Origin of the sequence: Parasphingorhabdus sp., assembly GCF_041748495.1 — a bacterium.
In the GTDB taxonomy this organism is placed as follows: domain Bacteria; phylum Pseudomonadota; class Alphaproteobacteria; order Sphingomonadales; family Sphingomonadaceae; genus Parasphingorhabdus.
Genome location: NZ_JBGTDD010000095.1, coordinates 1 through 18,424, shown reverse-complemented (window position 1 = coordinate 18,424; position 18,424 = coordinate 1). Strand labels below are relative to the sequence as shown.

Below are 18,424 nucleotides of genomic sequence, written 5' to 3'. Positions count from 1 at the left end.
TTCCCGGACGCAAAAAAAATATGCCGTCGCGCTTGATTTATGTGCAGGTCAGGATAAAACCGCCGTCATGACGAAGTTAAAAGCTCTCTCGCTGCTACGACTTATACGCCCTTAGGCGTACCGTTGCTGCTGCCTGCAATGCGCAGCGCCCCGCCTAAGGGACGATTTTCCAGAACATTTCAGCAATCCCGCGAATTTGTGCCTTGCGCGCGACTTCCAGCAGCATAAGAGTGAAATCATGCATCAGAACCCGTCGCAAAAATACCGACCTTTTCCGCAGATCGACCTGCCCGACCGGCAATGGCCGTCCCGAACCATAGACAAGGCGCCACGCTGGCTGTCGACCGACCTGCGCGACGGCAACCAGGCGCTGATCGACCCGATGAATGCGGAAAAGAAGCAGCGGTTCTTTGACCTGCTGGTCAAGATCGGCATCAAGGAGATCGAGGTCGGCTTTCCCTCTGCCGGGGCCACCGATTTTGACTTTATCAGCGGTCTGGTCAAGTCCGGCAAAATTCCTGACGATGTCGTCGTTCAGGTGCTGACCCAGTCTCGCCGTGACCTGATCGAGACCAGCTTCGCCAGTCTCGAGGGTGCACGCGCCGCAATTGTCCATCTTTACAATGCGGTGTCCCCGGCATGGCGGGATGTCGTGTTCCGGCTGGACAAGCAGGGCGTGAAGGATATTGCCCGGGAAGGCGCCACCATCCTGCGCGAACAGGCCGAGAAATATCCGGATACCGACTGGCATTTCGAATATTCTCCGGAGACGTTCTCCACCGCCGAACTGGATTTCAGTCTGGAAGTGGTCGAAGCGGTCATGGAGATCATCGAACCGACGGCGGAAAAGCCGATGATCCTCAACCTGCCGGCGACGGTTGAAGCGGCGACACCCAATATTTACGCCGACCAGGTCGAGTGGATGTGCACCCATATCAGCAAGCGCGAGCATGTGGTGATCAGCCTGCACACCCATAATGACCGGGGGTCCGGCATTGCCGCATCAGAACTGGGGATGATGGCCGGCGCGGACCGGGTCGAAGGTTGCCTGTTCGGCAATGGCGAACGCACCGGCAATGTCGATCTGGTGACATTGGGTCTGAATCTCTACACCCAAGGTGTTGATCCCAAAATAGATTTTTCCAATATGGATGAGATCGTCAAGACCGTGGAATATTGCAATCAATTGCCGGTTCCGGCCCGCCATCCCTATGCCGGCGAACTGGTCTTCACCGCCTTTTCCGGCTCGCACCAGGACGCGATCAAGAAAGGCTTTGCCGCACAGGAACAGCGCAATGACGAACTGTGGAACGTGCCCTATCTGCCGATCGATCCGCGCGACCTTGGACGGGATTATGAAGCGGTTATCCGGGTCAACAGCCAGTCCGGCAAGGGCGGCATCGCCTGGATCCTGGAACAGGACCACGGGCTGAAACTGCCCAAGCGGCTGCAGGCCAATTTCAGCCGGACGGTGCAGGAACTTGCCGACCAGACAAGCCGCGAGTTGTCCTCGGATGATATCTGGGAGGCTTTCCAGCAGCGCTATCATCTCGACGACACTGGCCAATATAGTCTCATCGACTATGACGAGCGCGCGACCGGCGGCGAACGTATCTTTGTCGGCAAGATCAGGGGTCCCGATGGCGAAATTTCGGTCAGCGGGCGGGGCAATGGCCTGATTTCCAGTGTGGTCGATGCGGTGTCTTCGGCTCTGGGGGTAACCCTCGAAATCATCGATTATAATGAACATGCGCTGGGTTCGGGCAAGGATGCCCAGGCCGCGGCCTATATCGAGTGCCAGACCGGCGACGGCAGGGAATTTTACGGCGTCGGCATCAATAGCGATGTCGCCACCGCCTCGGTCGAGGCGCTGCTCAGCGCCGTCAACCGGATTTAAGCGGCCAGTTAAAATAACAGTGGAATATGCCGCTGCATCGGTTATTGCAGCGGCATATTCTTGCAACTCGGGGTGCTCATGACTTTACCAGCCATTTTCGACAATCTTCGCCTGCCGCTCATCGGCTCTCCGCTGTTCATCGTCTCCGGACCGGAACTGGTTATCGCGCAGTGCAAGGCTGGGATCGTCGGCAGCTTCCCTGCCCTCAACGCCCGTCCGCAGAGCATGCTGGACGAATGGCTGCACCAGATTACCGAGGAGCTAGCGGCCTGGAACCGCGAAAATCCGGACAAGCCGGCGGCACCGTTCGCGGTCAACCAGATCGTCCACAAGTCCAACGACCGGCTCGATCAGGACATGGCAACCTGCGCGAAATGGAAAGTGCCGATCGTGATCACCTCGCTCGGCGCGATCGAGGACCTGAATACGGCGGTGAAAGGCTGGGGCGGCATTGTTCTGCATGATATCATCAACAACCGCTTTGCCCACAAGGCTATTGAAAAAGGCGCGACGGGTCTGATCCCGGTCGCGGCCGGCGCTGGCGGCCATGCCGGAACCTTGTCGCCATTCGCCCTGATGCAGGAAATTCGTGAATGGTTTGACGGACCGGTGGCGCTGTCGGGCTCGATCGGCAATGGCGCATCGATCCTGGCGGCGCAGGCGATGGGTGCGGACCTCGGCTATGCCGGTTCGGCCTTTATCGCCACCAAGGAAGCCAATGCGGATCAGGGCTACAAGGAAGGCATTGTCGAAGGCAAGGCCTCCGATATCGTCTATTCCGACCTGTTTACCGGCGTGAAGGGCAATTATCTGCGCCAGTCGATCGAAAATGCCGGGCTGGATCCCGACAATCTGCCGCAGGGCGATTACAAGACGATGAACTTCGGCTCGGGTGGCAATACCGAGAAAAAGGCCTGGAAAGACATCTGGGGCTGCGGCCAGGGCATCGGCCTGATCAACGATGTGATGAGCGTGCAGGACATGGTCGATCAGTTCACCCGCGAATATCGGGATGCGCGCGAGAGTTTGAAAGAGCGGTTTAACTACTGAATCGGACTGATAGCGATTCGATCCTGCACCAGGATCGGGTCGCCAAGAAGCGGTTAACGCTCCTCGCCAAGACTGCGCCAAATCCAGACGTTATCAACCCATAGATGAATTTCCGTGAAGAAACACCGCAAATCCAAGGCTGAATGTTACCCGATATGGTAAATTCTGTTGAGCACGCGGCTTGAATGCACCAGCTTCCCCGTTATGACCTGATCAGGACAATAACGAAAGGTTCCGCATATTGGCCGTTGTCGCCGTCTATAATTCCAAGGGAGGCGTCGGCAAATCCACATTTGCCATGAATCTCGCATGGGAATCTGCCCAGCAAGGCCATCGCACGCTGTTATGGGAGTTGGACGAGCAAGGTGACAGCAGCTGGATGCTCTCGCCGGACAATTGGCACAAGCCAACCGATGCCAAGCAATTCCTGCTTGGATCGCGAAATTTACTCGAGCAAATCCACCCCAGCAAGTTTGATAGATTGAGCCTGCTGGACGGTGATCCCAATATCAGGTCGACCGAAAATTTTCTGGTCGCATTTTCTCGGCAGCAACGGCTATCGAAGCTGTTTGCCGAACTTGAAGAAAATTTCGATGTGATCCTGATCGATTGTCCACCCGGATTGAACGAAGCCAATCGCAAGGTGATGCTGTTCACTCACCTTGTCGTGGTACCGGTCATTCCTTCGCCACTTGCCGAAAGAGGATTGCTCAAGATCCGTAAATTCATGACCTTGCACCGAGGACATCATCCACCGATATTGCCGATTTTCTCCATGGTCGATCGCCGCAGAAAAATGCACAATCTGGCCTTGAACGAGAATCCGGATTGGCCGGTCATAAACATGGCCAGCGAAATAGAACAGATGACCCACAGAAAATTACCGATCGGTGCTTTTGCACCGGGCAGCCGCAGCGGTCTGGCGTTTGCCAGATTATGGAAAGGTATTGAACGAAAGTTACTCGAATTGGTCGTTTTGCGAACCATACCAAATATGAATGAATCGTCGAAAAGACCCTCGTGACACAAGGCTCCGAGCGCTACATTTCTCCGCGGGCACGGCGGATGGCGTACCATTTTGCGACGTTGCGGTTATGCTCTTGCAAGGTGTTCGCGAATATATGGCCGCCTTTTCCGTCCGCGACAAAATAGAGCGCGTCGGTTGCTGCCGGATTGAGCACGGCCTCGATTGAAGCCCGCCCCGGATTGGCAATCGGGCCCTTCGGCAGCCCGACCATCGCATAAGTATTATAGTCGTTCACGTCCGCGATTTCGGATTGCCTGATCCGGCGCCCCAAAGGCTTGCCTTTGGTTATCGGATAGATGATCGTCGGATCTGCCTGCAGCATCATGTTGCGCCGGATCCGGTTGCTGTACACACCCGCGACGGTGGTGCGCTCGCGGGCCAGGGCCGTTTCCTTTTCAACAATCGCAGCCAATGTGATCGCTTCCGCCGGCGTCTTGACGACGGTATTGATGGACCGCTGGGGCCAAAGCTCGGCAATCGTATCCTGCATCGCCTTTTGCATGCGGAGCAACACAGCTGCGCGCGGCTCTCCCCGTTCAAAGCTGTAGCTGTCCGGCAGAACGGACCCCTCTGCTGGCACCGGAATCTCCCCGGTCAGGAAGGATTCCGCCATGAGCTTTTCATGAACGATGATCGACGGTGTGCCTTCGGGTATCGTCACCAGCCGCTGGACGGTTTTGCCGCCCTGCAGAATATTGAGGATCTGGGCGTTGCTCGCGCGAGCGGGGATTTCAAATTCACCGGCCTTGATCGGGTCGGAGCCGCCCAGTATCTTTGCCCGGGTCAAGAAGGCGTCGGCGGACTTGATCACGCCCTCTGATTCCATGGTCTGTGCCGCCATGGCCAGGCTTGAGCCGGACTTGATGATGATCGTCCGCTGGAATTCGTGCGGTCCGCTGGCGTTCCAGCCATAGAGGAAGTTTCCAGCTACCACTGCCGCGATTATCGCCGCTACCAACAGTATCAGACAACCGAAGCGGCGCATGATATCAGATGGCTTTCATGATGATGCTGGCATTGGTTCCGCCAAAGCCGAAGCTGTTGCTGAGCACCGCCTTGACCTTACGCTTTTTGGCGAAATGCGGCACCAGGTCAACGCCTTCACAACCCTCATCCGGATCATCCAGATTGAGCGTTGGCGGCACGATCTGATCGCGCAGGGCCAATATGCAGAAAATGCCTTCCACCGCTCCGGCACCGCCGAGCAAGTGGCCGATCGCCGATTTGGTCGAGCTCATCGACATGGTCTTCAGGTCTTCGCCGAACAGGCGCTTGACCGCAGCCAGCTCGATCGTATCGGCCATTGTCGACGTCCCGTGCGCGTTGACATAATCGATATCAGCGGTGGTCAGGCCGGAGCGTTTCAGCGCCATTTCCATCGACCGATAGGCCCCGGTGCCATCCGGATGCGGCGCGGTGACATGATAGGCATCGCCGGACATGCCATAGCCGATGACTTCGCAATAGATTTTGGCACCGCGTGCCTTGGCATGTTCATATTCTTCCAGCACGACGACGCCTGCGCCCTCGCCCATCACGAATCCGTCGCGATCCGTGTCATAGGGGCGGGAAGCGGCGGTCGGGTCATCATTGCGCTTGGTGGAGAGCGCTTTTGCCTGAGCAAAGCCGGCAATGCCGATCGGACAGATGGTCGCTTCCGCTCCACCGGCCAGCATCACGTCGGCATCGTCCAGGGCAATCATACGCGCGGCGTCGCCGATGCTGTGCGCACCGGTCGAGCAAGCGGTCACGACCGCATGATTGGGCCCCATCAGGCCATATTTGATCGAAACCTGGCCGGAAATGAGATTGATGAGACGGCCGTGGACGAAATGCGGGCTGACCCGGCTGGGTCCCCGCTCGTACAATACGATTGATTCTTTTTCGATTCCCGGCAAGCCGCCGATCCCGGAGCCGATCGAACAGCCGGCGCGCAGCTTGGCCTCGTCAGACATATCGGTGAGACCGGCATCCTCGAGCGCCTGGCCAGCGGCATCGATACCGTAAATGATGAACGGATCGACCTGCCGCTGCACCTTGTGATCCACGCGCAGGTTGGGATCAAAGCCATATTCATGATCCGCCGGTTTGACCTCACAGGCAATATGGCATTTCTGATCCGATGCATCGAAGCGCGTGATTTTTCCCGCGCCGGACTTGGAAGCCAATATATTGCTCCAGGTCGTTTCCACATCTCCGCCCAGCGGCGTCACCAGGCCCATTCCGGTTACAACAACACGGCGCATATCATGCTTCTCCTCACAGGCTTCCCATGCCCAAAATCAAAAACGGCCACCGGTTCAGGACATTCTTCCCGGGCCGGTGAGCCGCTTTACTGTTCTACAGCGATCATTGGCCCCGAGGCGCGCCGTTTTCCCTGGCGGCACCTCAAAATCAACTAACCCTTGTTTTTGTCGATGAAATCGATGGCGTCTTTGACGGTGGCGATTTTTTCCGCTGCATCATCAGGAATTTCGACGCTGAATTCTTCTTCAAAGGCCATAACCAGCTCAACGATGTCGAGGCTGTCAGCGCCCAGATCATCGATGAAAGCAGCTTCTTCGGTCACTTTGTCGGCTTCAACACCCAGATGCTCAACAACGATCTTTTTTACGCGGTCTGCAGTCTCACTCATGAGAGGTCCTCTTTGTTAGGATTGAATTTCAATTTCGTCCTAGTGCGGTGGCGCGCGGCTTGCAAGTGTCCGTGGAGTCGAAATCGCACAGGAGATTCTGTTTTTGGCCGAAGCCCTCGGAAATCCCTAGGATATCATAGCCATGCCGCCATTCACATGCAATGTCTGGCCGGTCACATAAGCCGCCTCCCGACTGGCCAAATAGACAACGGCGGCACCGATATCATCTCCGCTTCCCATTTTTCCGGCCGGAATCTTGCGATTGATCTCGTCTTTCTGGGCGTCGGTCAGCGCATCGGTCATCGGCGATTCAATGAATCCGGGAGCCACGCAATTGACCGTGATGCCACGGGAAGCCAGTTCCTGCGCGAGGGCCTTGGACATGCCGACAAGGCCAGCCTTGGACGCCACGTAATTCACCTGTCCGGGATTGCCGGTCGCTCCGACCACCGAGCTGATCGAGATGATCCGGCCATGGCGCGCCTTCATCATCGGCCGGGCGGCGGCTCGCATCAGGCGAAAGGCCGATTCCAGATTGACCCGGATCACATCGGAGAAATCATCGTCCGACATGCGCATGGTCAGTCCATCCCGCGTGATCCCGGCATTGTTGACCAATATATCCAGCTTGCCCAGATTTGCCACCGTATCCGGGACCAGAGCATCGACCTGATCCGCCTGCGACAGATCGCAAGGCATGACGACATGTCCTTGGCCGGCCATTTGCGACATCATTTCCCTGAGTACCTCGCTGCGGGTGCCGGAGAGGGCAATGGTGGCCCCTTGCGCGGCAAGCGCCTTGGCGATAGCAGAGCCGATTCCGCCCGATGCACCGGTTACCAGAGCGGTCATTCCGCTTAAATCAAACATGAACACTTCCTTCAAAACTTCAAATGATAGAGCACAGATTCCTGTCCCTTTGCGCCGTCGGATTCATATAATCCGCGAGCGGCTATATTGTCTTTCTCGGTGCCAAGCCAGCATTCTTCGCAGCCCCCGTTTCTCGCCAGTTCCGGAATCTGGGCCTATTGCGCCCTGGCTATGCCGTTCCGTCGCCATTTTTCTATCCCATCGATTTCGTCGATATAGAGCTCAACCTTTTTGTCGGGAAGCAGGTGCAACAACGCCGTACATTTGCCGATGATCTGGCCGTGCAATGCGGCGACAGCCCACCAGTTTGTCGGTGCCGCCAAAAAGGCTTTCGACAGCTGGGGGACAACGGGTTTGTCGAACAGGTCCGGGGCGATTGTCCATGATCGCGATATTGCTATGGTTGACCGCATGGATTGCAATGTCCTGCAATATCGACAAGCTTAAAACCCCTTGAGAAAGCGCTCAATGTCATCGATCGAAACGAGGCTGACGGTTTCCGCTTTGGGTACGATCCGCCCGACCATCCCGGTCAGGACCTTGCCGCCAAATTCGACAAATTGCTCCACCCCGGCTTCGGCCATATGCGTGACCGATTCCCGCCAGCGCACCGCTCCGGTGACTTGCTGGACCAGCAGATCGCGAATATCGTCGGTGTCAGAGACCGGAGCGGCCGTGACATTGGCAAAAACCGGCACAACGGGCGGGAATATGCTCGCTTCTGCCAGTGCCTCTTCCATTGCCTCGGCAGCCGGTGCCATCAGCGAGCAGTGAAATGGTGCCGAAACCGGGAGCAGGATACCGCGCTTGATGTCATGGTCCTTGACCGCCGCAATGGCCCGTTCGATGGCGCCCATATGGCCAGAAATGACCACCTGGGTCGGATCGTTATCATTGGCCACGGTGCAAATTTCACCCTGCGCAGATGCGTTGGCCAGAGCCGATGCCCTCTTGATGTCAGCGCCGAGCAAGGCCGCCATACCGCCCTCCCCGACCGGCACAGCCTTCTGCATCGACAGACCGCGCAGTTTCAGCAATTCGGCGGTCGTGGTCAGGTCGAGCGCTCCGGCGGCGCACAGGGCGCTATATTCGCCGAGGCTGTGGCCAGCGACATAGGAGCACAGATCCTCCAGCGACTTGCCGCCGTCCTTTTCCATCACTCGCAAGGTCGCAATCGCATTGGCCATGATTGCCGGCTGGGCATTTTCGGTCAGGGTCAGTTCCTCGACCGGCCCTTCGCACATCAGCTGGAACAGATTTTGCTCCAGCGCATGATCGACTTCCTCAAACACTTCGCGGGCGGTGCTGCTGGCTTCCGCAAGCGCCTTGCCCATGCCTACCGCCTGGCTACCCTGTCCCGGAAAAATAAATGCGCGCATATCGACCCCCAGTTGCAAAATATGGTTGGGAATTAGGAGGGATTGGCCGGCCATGCAAGCATCGCCGTTGCCGAGCAAAAGCATTGCGTAATTTTAACTGTCTGATTAAACCATCGCCATGGTCGATGAAATATTCCGGGAAAAACTTGCAGATTATTGCCGAAAGACCTTCGGCGCAGGCGGAAATCTGGCAAAAGTGCAACGATTATCAGGCGGAGCGAGCATGGAAAGCTGGGCCTTTGCCTACGGCGGAGAAGAATTTGTCCTGCGCCGCCTGCCCATCGGCCTGTCCCCCGATGATGATGGATTGCGCGGAGTCCCGCTCGCGACCCAGGCAGATGTCATCGAACTGGCACGCGGTGCCGGCGTCACCGCCCCGGAAGTTCGCGGACGGTTGAATCCGGGCGATGGTCTGGGCGAAGGGTTCATCATGACCAAGGCAGAGGGAGAAACCCTGCCCCATAAAATTCTTGGCAATCCCGAATTTGCGGAGGCGGAAGGCCGATTGACCGACCAATGCGCCCGGGAACTGGCCGCCATCCATCAGATGCCAATGAACCCCGTGCTCCAGTCGCTGGAATATTTTTCGCCCGTCGAACTGATCCGGGTGCAGAAGGAAAAATATCACGAAATTGGCGGCCAGATCCCGATCTACGACTATGCCTTTCACTGGCTGGAACAGAATGCGCCGGATGCCAGCGCAAAATATCCGGTGCACGGCGATTTCCGGATGGGCAATCTGATGATCGACCAACAAGGTCTCTCAGCGGTGCTCGACTGGGAACTGGTCCGGCTGGGGGATCCGGTGCAGGATCTTGCCTATCTGTGCACACCGAGCTGGCGCTTCGGCCATTATGAAAAGGCAGCCGGCGGTTTCAACAGCGCCGAAGCGTTTCTGCAAGCTTATGGCGAGGCCAGCGGCGCTACGGTCGACCCGGACCGTTTTCGCTTCTGGCTGATCTATTCGACCCTGTGGTGGGGAGTGGCCTGTATGGTCATGGGGCAGATCTGGCGCAGCCATGGCGACCGCTCGCTGGAACGCACGGTAATCGGTCGCCGTGTGTCGGAAGTGGAGATTGATCTGGCGCTGCTGTTCGAGGAGTTTTTGCCTCAGACCATGTCTATGCCGCTCGACTGGTCGGTTCCTGATCAGCCGGACATTAACGGCGAGACCGGTTACGGCGAACTGCTGACGGCGCTGGAGGAATGGAACGCGTCACATGTGCTTCCGCATCTTTCGGGACACGACAAATTCCAGTCCCGCGTCGCCGGCAATGCCCTCGGGATCGCACGACGAGAGGCGGAATGGGGGCCCGGTTTCCGGGATGCCGCCCGTGCCCGGCTCGCCGCTATCGGTTATGATCATCGACAGCTGTGCGGCGGACTTTCACAAGGCGAAATCGCGATAACCAATTCGGCTGTCTGGGACCATTTGCGGCTTTCCGCGCTGGAACGCCTGTCGATCGATCAACCCAAATATGCCGGCCTCAAGGTCGCGCTGAACAAATGGAGAAGCACATGACCAATTTTGAAATCCCGCAGGAGATTGAAGATTATCTGGGCGTGCTCGATGCCTTTATCGAGGCCGAGATCAAGCCGATCGAGCAGCACGATGACAATATCCGCTTCTTCGACCACCGGCGGGAAGATGCGCGGACCAACTGGGAAAACCAGGGTCTGCCGACCGAGGAATGGGAGGCGTTGCTGGTGGAAATGCGGCAGACCGCCGACGCGGCCGGCCATTTTCGCTATGCCTTGCCAAAGGAATTCGGCGGCCAGGACGGCAGCAACCTGGGCATGGCGCGGATCCGCGAGCATCTGGCGCACAAGGGCCTGGGGCTACACAACGACCTGCAGAATGAAAATTCGATTGTCGGCAATCTGGTGCAGCCGCTGATGCTGCGCGACTTTGGCACCGAGCAGCAAAAGCGCGACTATATTCCGGAGATGCTTGAGGGCAGGATGGGCTGGTGTTTCGGACTGACGGAAAAAGACCATGGGTCGGATGCGACATGGATGGACACCACGGCCGTCCCGGAAACCCGGGACGGGGTCGATGGCTGGCTGATCAACGGCAACAAGATGTGGACCACCGGACTGCACAAGGCCTCGCATGTGATGACCTTCGCGCGGCATAGCGGCAAGGATGGCGATGCACGGGGGATCGGCTGTTTCATCGTGCCGGTGGATGCCGAAGGCTTCGAGATCGGCGAATATATGTGGACATTCAACATGCCCACCGATCATCCGAAATGTTCCTACACCAATGTCTGGATCCCTGCCGATGCGGTGCTTGGCGATCTCGACATGGGTCTCGCCTGCGCGCAGCATTTTGTCCATGAAAACCGGATCCGGCAAGCCGCGTCTTCGCTGGGCGCGGCGCAATATTGCATCGATGAATCGGTAAAATATGCGGGCGAGCGCAAACCATTCGGCAAGCCCCTGTCGGTTAACCAGGGCATCCAGTTTCCCTTGGTGGAACTGCACACCGAGGCAGCGATGCTCCGCCAGCTGATCTACGCCACGGCCGCCAAGATGGACACGATGCCCAAGCCCGACGTGGCCAAATATCTCTCCGCCCAGGTGTCGATGTGCAATTATCGCGCGAACCGCCTGTGCTGCGATGCCGCCGACCGCGCGATGCAGGTCCACGGCGGCATGGGCTATTCCCGCCACAAGCCGTTCGAGCATATCTACCGGCATCACCGGCGCTACCGGATTACCGAGGGCGCGGAGGAAATCCAGATGCGCAAGATTGGCGGCGACATGTTCGGGTTTCTGAACCGAAAGAAGAACTAGCAATCTGACATTGGTTCGTTAGATTGGGTGCATGCTGTTTGATTGGGGAATTTCAAAAAGCGGGTGGTACGGAACATGCAGGAAAAGTTGATCGACCGTATTTACGAATGCTCGGTGGTGCCGGAACTTTGGCCGGACGTTCTCGATGAGCTTGCTCTGATAACCCAGTCCACCGGAGGAATGCTGTTCTCTGCGCGCAAGGCGGTCAACTGGACCGCTTCCGAAAATGTGTTCGAGGCTTTCGAGACCTACGTCAAGGACGGCTGGTTCGACAAATGTCCGCGCCGGACCTGCATGGTCGGCAAATCCCAGCCGACATTTTTTGTCGAACAGGATTTCTGGAGCGAGGAGGAACTGGCCAACAATCCTTTCTATCGGGATTTTTTCCATCCCCGGGGTCTCGGCTGGTCGGCGGGAACGCTGCTACAAATGCCGACCGGTGACAATATTGTGTTCAGTATCGAGCGTCAGCTGGACCAGGGACCGATCGAACGCAAGCACGTCGAACGGCTGAACCAGTTGCGTCCGCATCTGCTGCGCAGCGCCTTTGTCTCGGCACGACTCGGCCTGCAGCGCGCCCAGGGTGCCGGCGAGACCCTGTCAAGATTCGGTCTGCCGGCCATTGTGCTAGATGCGGCGGGCAAATTTGTCGAAGCCAATGAGCGGGCCGAGAGCATAGCTGACCATGTCAGATGCAGCGATCCTGGCGGCCGTGTCGCTTTTGCGGATCGCCGTGCCGGTGCGTTCCTGACCGCCGCGCTGGAACGGCTGGATAGTGTGTCTGCCACCGACAGCCTGTCCTTTCCGGTTCGCAATGCGGATGGCAATGCGGTTCTGGTGGGTCATGTGATGCCGGTCAAACTGGCGGCGCACGATATTTTTGCCAATAGCTATGCCTTGCTGTTCTTCACGCCGCTCGACCAGACGCGGGCGCCCTCGACCAATCTGATGAGAAGTCTGTTCGACCTGACGGTGGCGGAAACCCGCATTGCCAAGGGCCTGATGCAAGGGCAGACGCTGACCGAGATTGCCGAGGACGGCAGCGTGTCGATCACCACCGTACGATCGCAATTCAGCAGCATCCTTGAGAAAACCGGCTGCGGCCGGCAGGCCGAACTGGTCGGGCTGCTTGCCAATATCGCGCTTGGCCAGAGCGACGAGTCCTAAGCGCACCGCCTGGCCCGTCCACGCTGTCGCGACTTTCAATAAAAACCGGTTTCATCATTCATATGAATGATGAAACCGGTTCCATCCCCGCCCATGAACAGTCTCACGGTTCCTCCGAAGGGAACCATGAATTTCACGTTGAACAGTGTTTCAATTGCAAGGGGAGCAAGAATATCATGATCAGGTCACAATATGTTGCAGCATCCGCCATCGCCCTCGCCGCGATGATCGCCAGCAGTTCGCCTGCGTTGGCGGCAAAGAAGGCAGATGTTGAACTTACCCGGTGCGATGCAAGCTATGGCACGATTGCTGTGGTTGACGGTGACACCCAGGGCTGGAGCAAGTTCGGGCTTGGCAGTCCCCGCGAACTGGTAGCAGCCATTGCCCGGGAGTCCGGATGCTTTGAGGTCCATAGCGCCGCCAGCGGCACACCGGCCAATTTTCTCGTCAATGTGATCGCCGGTGACAAGGAAGAGGTCGACCAAGGCATTCAGACGGCAAAAGGCCTCGCGACAGACGCATTCATCCGGTCCGGCGCAGCGGGACAGGTTTTGGGCAGGGTTCCGGGCGCGGGCGCATTGATGGGGATGTTCGGCGGCCTCGGCGGCAAGAAAAAGGTCGTTGCGGCCGGCATACGCGTTGTCAGTCCAGTCAACGGCCAGACTCTGGTTTCCGGTACGGGAGAGGTGAAGAAATCAACCCTGTCATTCGCTGGCGGCACGCCCTGGGTCGCGGGCGCGGATGCAGCCGGCTACGCGGCATCGAGCAATGGCAAAATGCTGACCGAGGCCTTCATCATCGCCTATAATAGCGTGGTTTCCCAGGCCGGCGCGTTGACGGCGGTCGAATCCGCCGCTCCCGTGGTCCAAAAAAATGCGACATATACCGTTGCGATCGACACGAATCTATATGCCAGCGCAGATGAAAATGCCGAAGCGGTGCGTGCCTTGCGCGCCGAAACGGAATTGAATCCCACCGGCAAAAAAGACGGCTTGTTTGTCGAAGTCAGCGATAATTATGGCATAAAAGGATGGGTTTCGGTGGAAGACTTGCGATAATTGCGACCCGATCGCTGGCACCATCCTCTGGAAGGGCGCTTTCCGTTTGGAAGGCGCCCTTTTATATCGCAAAATGGAGCGGCACAGCTGGTCACGACATGTCGTACTGCTATTTTGGCTTGACCCTGGTTGCGGTCCAGTCGGCGACGGTGCTGAATGCGGGCAAAGAGAGCGAATCCCTGTCAATTTTTGTTGTCGGAACATATCCTGCCGGCAGGTTGGGCACCTCTAGTCCGGCTTCCGCAATCAAATAGGGTGAAACGCGGCGACTGGTGCACAGCGCGCCATTGCCATCACTGACCAGACGCGTTTCAAACTTGATCCCTTGCTGATTTCCGCTGGACCGGTAAACAGTCGCGAGGGCGAGCTGCCCTTCGCCGAAATCGATCACAAATTTTGTGCCGATCGGGACATTGAACAATCCCTCTACGAGCGCGCCAGTGACAGACAGGTTGCGGATAACGATCGAATAGGCATGGTTTTCGTGAATCAAGCGCACTTTGCGATACATGGATAACCGTTCATTGCGATGATGCGCGGGACCGGTCGGTTCTATTGTCCAATGCCCGCCATCCAGATTCTCGACAAGCGTTTCGTTGCTCACGGCCTTGCTGTAAACGAAGCCTTGCACGTGGCTGACATTCAATTTGGTGATCAGTTCGAATTCGTCGAGCGTTTCGATGCCCTCGGCCGTCGTCTCCATTCCCAGGGCTTCAGCCAGTGCGACGATAGCGGCAATGATCGCGCCGTTGCGTGAGCCAGGCTCGGTGGCCCCGCGAACGAAATTCTGATCAATCTTGATTTTGTCAAATGGGGCTGTCTTCAAATAGCTGAGAGAGGAATAGCCGGTACCGAAATCGTCCAGTGCCAAACGTACCTTTCTGCCCTTTAGAGCATTGAACATGGCATTTGTTTCATTGGTCTCGGCCATGAACACGCCTTCGGTTAATTCCAGTTCCAGCCGTTCGGCCGCAAGGCCTGATGCGCTCAGCGCGGCGTCGATGACAGTAGGGAACAGATCATTGGCGAACTGGCTTGGCGAAACATTCACTGCAACCCTTACTTTTCCGGGCCATTTCACTGCATCCGCACAAGCCTGATGAATGGCCCATTCGCCCAGTTCCCAGATAAGATTGGCATCTTCAGCGATCGGGATGAACAGGGCCGGAGAAATCATGCCGCGTTCGGAGTGATTCCAGCGCATCAGAGCTTCAAAGCCTTCCACGATATTGGTCTTCGCATTGACGACGGGCTGATAGGCGAGTTCCATTTCTCCGTTGGCTATCGCATCTCGCAAATCTTCTTCCAGCAACCGCCGGTCTTCGGCAGATTGTTGCAGCTCCTGGGAGTAAAAGCGGAACCGTCCACGGCCATTGCCTTTGGCTTCATAGAGAGCGAGATCGGCGCTTTTGACAATGTCGTCGCTGCACAGACCGTCGAACGGACTGATCGCGACCCCGATTGAAGCACCAATGATGCACCGATTACCGGCAACAGAATAAGGCTGGGACAGGCTGCTGATGATTTTGCTGGCCAGGTCACCCAAAGTGCCCCGATCATCACAGTCTGGCAGCATGATCTGAAATTCATCGCCGCCCAAGCGACACACTTCACCGCTTTGATCCACCACTTTCAGCAGGCGTTCGGCCACCTGTTTCAGCAATATATCGCCAGCGGGATGCCCCAATGTGTCATTGATCTGCTTGAATCGGTCGAGATCGACCAGCATCACGGCGCAGGCCCGCTTTTGCAGCTGGTAGGCGGCGAGAGTGGACTCCAGCTTTTTGGCCATGTTGGCCCGGTTGGGCAGCCCCGTTAGGGAATCAAACATCGCCAGACGGGACGTATCGAGCGTCGTTCTGCGCTGTGCGGTTACGTCATGGCCGCTGCCGAGAAAGCCCAGAAAATTCCCCGATTTGTCATGATAGGGCCTTCCGGAAATGGATAGCCAGCACTCCTCTGCCGAGTCTGCAGCCTGAACTTCCAGACTGTTGAATTGCAACTTTTTTGTAAGAATGAAGGGAAGTGTTCTGGAACCCGCTTCGCTTTCGGCTGGTTTGAGAAATAGGGAGCCCACGGGCTTTCCGAGAAGTTGTGTCGCTTTTCCGCTCAGCACTTCGGCAATGAATTCGCTGATATAGGTGAGATTGCCGGATGGGTCCGTCGACCAGAACCAGCCTTGACGACTTTCCTCATAATTTTGCAACAGCAGCAGTGCCTCGGACGGCTTGATATTGGATGATCCTATCGGCATCGGCGATCCCATTCGCGAACCGATCTTGCTGAAAAAGGCACGAGCATCCTGAAGCGACGCCGTTGGAAGCGCGCTTTCATTTGCGATGGATGGCCTGGCTCCCATTTGTAAATTCTTTTCGCTATACTGTTCCCTGCTCCAATATAGGCGCGAGTAGTTGCAGATTGGTAAATGGCCAGAAGTCACAGGACTTCGTCTGGCTTTAGCAAAAAATATACTGGATACAGGTCTATTCAATTCTGCTTCATTGGGCTGAATGGCCGATCACATAGCGCCACAACAGCAGCCTTGCATTCGCCCTTCAATTCGGCCATAGGCGCCGCTTCCGCTCGATTGGACCCGTTCGAATCAGTGGGAAACGAAGAAAGCCGGAGGGGCGTGTCTGCATGGTGCGGCGTCAGCGATCGGCGGTAAATGAAGGAATGATTGCATGCCAATGTATGAGCATGTCTTCCTCGCGCGGCAGGATCTGAGCCAGTCTCAGGTTGATGCTCTTGCGCAGGAAGCCACCAAGATTGTAGAATCGAATGAAGGCAAGGTCGTACTGACCGAAACCTGGGGCCTGCGTACGCTCGCCTACAAGATCCAGAAAAACCGCAAGGCGCATTATGTCATGCTGCGTCTCGACGCACCGGGCAGCGTTGTCCTGGAACTCGAGCGCCAGACCCGGATCAACGAAGATATCATCCGTTTTCTCACCATCCGCGTCGACGAGCATGAAGAAGGCCCGTCCGTGATGATGCGCAAACCCGAACGCGAGCGCGAACGCAAACCGCGCCGCGACGATAATTGAGCCAGAGAAGGAGTTAAAACATGGGACGTCCATTTTTCCGTCGCCGCAAAAGCTGCCCCTTTTCCGGCAAGAACGCAAAACCCATCGACTATAAAGACGTGAAGACGCTGCAGGGATTCATTTCCGAACGCGGCAAGATCGTACCAAGTCGTATCACCGCAGTGTCCGCCAAGAAGCAGCGCGAGCTCTCCAGAGCCATCAAACGCGCCCGCCATCTCGGCCTGCTGCCTTATCTCGTGAAGTAGGAGCGAAACAATGGATATTATTTTGCTCGAACGAGTAGAGAATCTGGGAAGCATTGGCGATGTCGTCACTGTCAAGAACGGTTATGCCCGCAATTTCCTGCTGCCGAACAAGAAAGCCTTGCGCGCCAATGCGGCGAACAAGAAGGTCTTTGAAGCCAATCGCCAGCAGATCGAAGCCGACAATGAAACGAAGCGCAAGGAAGCCGAAGCAGCATCCGGCGGCATCGACGGCAAGCAGATCGTTTTGATCCGCGCATCGTCAGCCAGCGGCCAGCTTTATGGTTCCGTGTCGGTCCGTGACATTGTCGAATCGCTGAACGCCGATGGCAAGAGCGCCACGGTCGAAAAGAGCATGGTCATCTTGGAAAAGCCGATCAAGACCCTCGGCGTTTTCGATGTTCGCATTCGTCTTCACCCGGAAGTCAGCGTCACCATCCAGGCCAATGTCGCCCGGTCGGACGACGAAGCGGATCTTCAGAAAGACGGCGTCGACGTGATCGCCCAGATGTTCGAAGATGATCAGGCCGAACTGGCTGCTGCGGCACTGGAAGTCATGGACGAAAATAGTGAAGTCGATGAAGACGTGAAGGCAGAACTGGAAGAAGCAGTCGAAGCAGGCACGGATGCGGCACCGGAAACCACCGAGACATCAGAACAGGACGACAGCCAAACCAAGGAATAGTCCCATTCTGACTTTGATATGGAAAGCCCGGATCCGGACCGTCGCAAGGCGGTACACCAGATCCGGGCTTTTTATTGGGAGGCTGGATTGAACCAAGATTGGCAGTCCATATTTGTGCAGGATGCGGCGCTCTTTCCCCATCTTGCTGATCTGCAAAAGGATCAGCTGCTGCTATCGACGATGAGCGAGGCGGCATTCCGGCAAGCCAGCTTTCTCGACCAGCGCATATTGACGCCCGAATTGCAGCGGCAGATCGTTTCCTGGACGGATGTCGCATCGATAAGCTTACCAACGCTTCCCAAACCCCATTATATTTTTCATATCGGCCATGTCGGCTCAACCCTGATTTCGCGGCTGCTGGGCGAGCTGGACACTGTTCTGGCGCTACGCGAACCGGCGATATTACGGCAACTTGCAGAAGTGCGGATCAATCAACCGGCCGATCTCGGCTGGACTGATGAAGAGCAGGCCAAAAGACTGGGCGAAGTGGAAAGCTGGCTTTCGCGAACGTTTCGCGCCGACCAGCGCGTGATCATCAAGGCGAGCAGTTTTGTCAGTCCGCTCGCAA

At 56.9% G+C, this 18,424-nt stretch carries 18 protein-coding genes; 11 read left to right on the top strand and 7 right to left on the bottom strand.

The window, feature by feature from the left end; genetic code table 11:
- Positions 1–235 precede the first annotated feature (235 nt).
- The 3 genes from leuA (at position 236) to ACEW8J_RS08080 (ending at position 3,971) form a co-directional block, all read left to right on the top strand.
- The gene (gene leuA / locus ACEW8J_RS08090; protein WP_373491143.1) at positions 236–1,897 is read left to right on the top strand and encodes a 2-isopropylmalate synthase; all 1,662 of its coding nucleotides are present in this window, start codon (positions 236–238) and stop codon (positions 1,895–1,897) included.
- 78 nt (positions 1,898–1,975) lie between these two features.
- Positions 1,976–2,947 carry an NAD(P)H-dependent flavin oxidoreductase gene (locus tag ACEW8J_RS08085; RefSeq protein ID WP_373491128.1) on the top strand — a complete coding sequence of 324 codons (972 nt, stop codon included), beginning with the start codon at positions 1,976–1,978 and terminating at the stop codon, positions 2,945–2,947.
- A gap of 241 nt (positions 2,948–3,188) precedes the next feature.
- Positions 3,189–3,971, top strand: a complete 783-nt coding sequence (locus tag ACEW8J_RS08080) for a ParA family protein (RefSeq protein WP_373491127.1) — start codon at positions 3,189–3,191, stop codon at positions 3,969–3,971.
- Between the two features lie 16 nt (positions 3,972–3,987).
- On the opposite strand, the gene mltG is transcribed toward ACEW8J_RS08080, so the two are convergent.
- The 6 genes from mltG to fabD form a co-directional block, all read right to left on the bottom strand.
- Complete coding sequence (gene mltG / locus ACEW8J_RS08075) at positions 3,988–4,959, bottom strand: endolytic transglycosylase MltG (RefSeq protein WP_373491126.1); 972 nt, start codon at positions 4,957–4,959, stop codon at positions 3,988–3,990.
- Positions 4,960–4,963: 4 nt separating this feature from the next.
- Positions 4,964–6,220 carry a beta-ketoacyl-ACP synthase II gene (gene fabF, locus ACEW8J_RS08070; protein ID WP_373491125.1) on the bottom strand — a complete coding sequence of 419 codons (1,257 nt, stop codon included), beginning with the start codon at positions 6,218–6,220 and terminating at the stop codon, positions 4,964–4,966.
- 152 nt (positions 6,221–6,372) lie between these two features.
- Complete coding sequence (locus ACEW8J_RS08065; RefSeq protein WP_207988207.1) at positions 6,373–6,609, bottom strand: acyl carrier protein; 237 nt, start codon at positions 6,607–6,609, stop codon at positions 6,373–6,375.
- A gap of 126 nt (positions 6,610–6,735) precedes the next feature.
- Positions 6,736–7,479, bottom strand: coding sequence for a 3-oxoacyl-[acyl-carrier-protein] reductase (gene fabG / locus ACEW8J_RS08060; RefSeq protein ID WP_373491124.1), 744 nt, complete (start codon positions 7,477–7,479; stop codon positions 6,736–6,738).
- A 155-nt stretch (positions 7,480–7,634) separates the two neighbouring features.
- Entirely contained in the window at positions 7,635–7,892 is a 258-nt protein-coding gene (locus tag ACEW8J_RS08055) for a hypothetical protein (protein WP_373491123.1), read from the bottom strand.
- A 30-nt stretch (positions 7,893–7,922) separates the two neighbouring features.
- Positions 7,923–8,858 (bottom strand): ACP S-malonyltransferase, encoded by a 936-nt coding sequence (fabD, locus tag ACEW8J_RS08050; protein ID WP_373491122.1) that lies wholly within the window; start codon positions 8,856–8,858, stop codon positions 7,923–7,925.
- 196 nt (positions 8,859–9,054) lie between these two features.
- Between fabD and ACEW8J_RS08045 the strand changes: the two genes are divergently transcribed.
- From ACEW8J_RS08045 to ACEW8J_RS08030, 4 genes are all read left to right on the top strand, one after another.
- Entirely contained in the window at positions 9,055–10,380 is a 1,326-nt protein-coding gene (locus ACEW8J_RS08045) for a phosphotransferase family protein (RefSeq protein ID WP_373491121.1), read from the top strand.
- The gene (locus ACEW8J_RS08040) at positions 10,377–11,657 is read left to right on the top strand and encodes an acyl-CoA dehydrogenase family protein (protein ID WP_373491120.1); all 1,281 of its coding nucleotides are present in this window, start codon (positions 10,377–10,379) and stop codon (positions 11,655–11,657) included. Before ACEW8J_RS08045 ends, ACEW8J_RS08040 begins: the two co-directional genes overlap by 4 nt.
- A 75-nt stretch (positions 11,658–11,732) precedes the next feature.
- Complete coding sequence (locus tag ACEW8J_RS08035; protein ID WP_373491119.1) at positions 11,733–12,824, top strand: helix-turn-helix transcriptional regulator; 1,092 nt, start codon at positions 11,733–11,735, stop codon at positions 12,822–12,824.
- 176 nt (positions 12,825–13,000) lie between these two features.
- Positions 13,001–13,882: an SH3 domain-containing protein gene (locus ACEW8J_RS08030; RefSeq protein WP_373491118.1), complete on the top strand. Its 882-nt coding sequence runs from the start codon at positions 13,001–13,003 to the stop codon at positions 13,880–13,882.
- 109 nt (positions 13,883–13,991) lie between these two features.
- On the opposite strand, the gene ACEW8J_RS08025 is transcribed toward ACEW8J_RS08030, so the two are convergent.
- Positions 13,992–16,136, bottom strand: a complete 2,145-nt coding sequence (locus ACEW8J_RS08025) for an EAL domain-containing protein (RefSeq protein ID WP_373491117.1) — start codon at positions 16,134–16,136, stop codon at positions 13,992–13,994.
- Positions 16,137–16,566: 430 nt separating this feature from the next.
- Between ACEW8J_RS08025 and rpsF the strand changes: the two genes are divergently transcribed.
- The 4 genes from rpsF to ACEW8J_RS08005 form a co-directional block, all read left to right on the top strand.
- Positions 16,567–16,929 carry a 30S ribosomal protein S6 gene (rpsF, locus tag ACEW8J_RS08020; RefSeq protein WP_323800730.1) on the top strand — a complete coding sequence of 121 codons (363 nt, stop codon included), beginning with the start codon at positions 16,567–16,569 and terminating at the stop codon, positions 16,927–16,929.
- Positions 16,930–16,949: 20 nt separating this feature from the next.
- Complete coding sequence (rpsR, locus tag ACEW8J_RS08015; RefSeq protein WP_067199291.1) at positions 16,950–17,174, top strand: 30S ribosomal protein S18; 225 nt, start codon at positions 16,950–16,952, stop codon at positions 17,172–17,174.
- A gap of 10 nt (positions 17,175–17,184) precedes the next feature.
- Entirely contained in the window at positions 17,185–17,856 is a 672-nt protein-coding gene (rplI, locus tag ACEW8J_RS08010; RefSeq protein WP_373491116.1) for a 50S ribosomal protein L9, read from the top strand.
- Between the two features lie 87 nt (positions 17,857–17,943).
- On the top strand, positions 17,944–18,424 hold a 481-nt coding region (locus ACEW8J_RS08005; protein ID WP_373491115.1), incomplete at its 3' end, for a hypothetical protein.

Coding starts and splice junctions, on each gene's coding strand:
- fabD (WP_373491122.1), bottom strand. CDS start 8,858: ATGCGCGCATTTATTTTTCCGGGACAGGGTAGCCAGGCGGTAGGCATG.
- ACEW8J_RS08040 (WP_373491120.1), top strand. CDS start 10,377: ATGACCAATTTTGAAATCCCGCAGGAGATTGAAGATTATCTGGGCGTG.
- mltG (WP_373491126.1), bottom strand. CDS start 4,959: ATGCGCCGCTTCGGTTGTCTGATACTGTTGGTAGCGGCGATAATCGCG.
- rpsR (WP_067199291.1), top strand. CDS start 16,950: ATGGGACGTCCATTTTTCCGTCGCCGCAAAAGCTGCCCCTTTTCCGGC.
- ACEW8J_RS08065 (WP_207988207.1), bottom strand. CDS start 6,609: ATGAGTGAGACTGCAGACCGCGTAAAAAAGATCGTTGTTGAGCATCTG.
- fabF (WP_373491125.1), bottom strand. CDS start 6,220: ATGCGCCGTGTTGTTGTAACCGGAATGGGCCTGGTGACGCCGCTGGGC.
- fabG (WP_373491124.1), bottom strand. CDS start 7,479: ATGTTTGATTTAAGCGGAATGACCGCTCTGGTAACCGGTGCATCGGGC.
- ACEW8J_RS08055 (WP_373491123.1), bottom strand. CDS start 7,892: ATGCGGTCAACCATAGCAATATCGCGATCATGGACAATCGCCCCGGAC.
- rpsF (WP_323800730.1), top strand. CDS start 16,567: ATGCCAATGTATGAGCATGTCTTCCTCGCGCGGCAGGATCTGAGCCAG.
- ACEW8J_RS08085 (WP_373491128.1), top strand. CDS start 1,976: ATGACTTTACCAGCCATTTTCGACAATCTTCGCCTGCCGCTCATCGGC.
- rplI (WP_373491116.1), top strand. CDS start 17,185: ATGGATATTATTTTGCTCGAACGAGTAGAGAATCTGGGAAGCATTGGC.
- ACEW8J_RS08030 (WP_373491118.1), top strand. CDS start 13,001: ATGATCAGGTCACAATATGTTGCAGCATCCGCCATCGCCCTCGCCGCG.
- ACEW8J_RS08025 (WP_373491117.1), bottom strand. CDS start 16,136: ATGCCGATAGGATCATCCAATATCAAGCCGTCCGAGGCACTGCTGCTG.
- ACEW8J_RS08035 (WP_373491119.1), top strand. CDS start 11,733: ATGCAGGAAAAGTTGATCGACCGTATTTACGAATGCTCGGTGGTGCCG.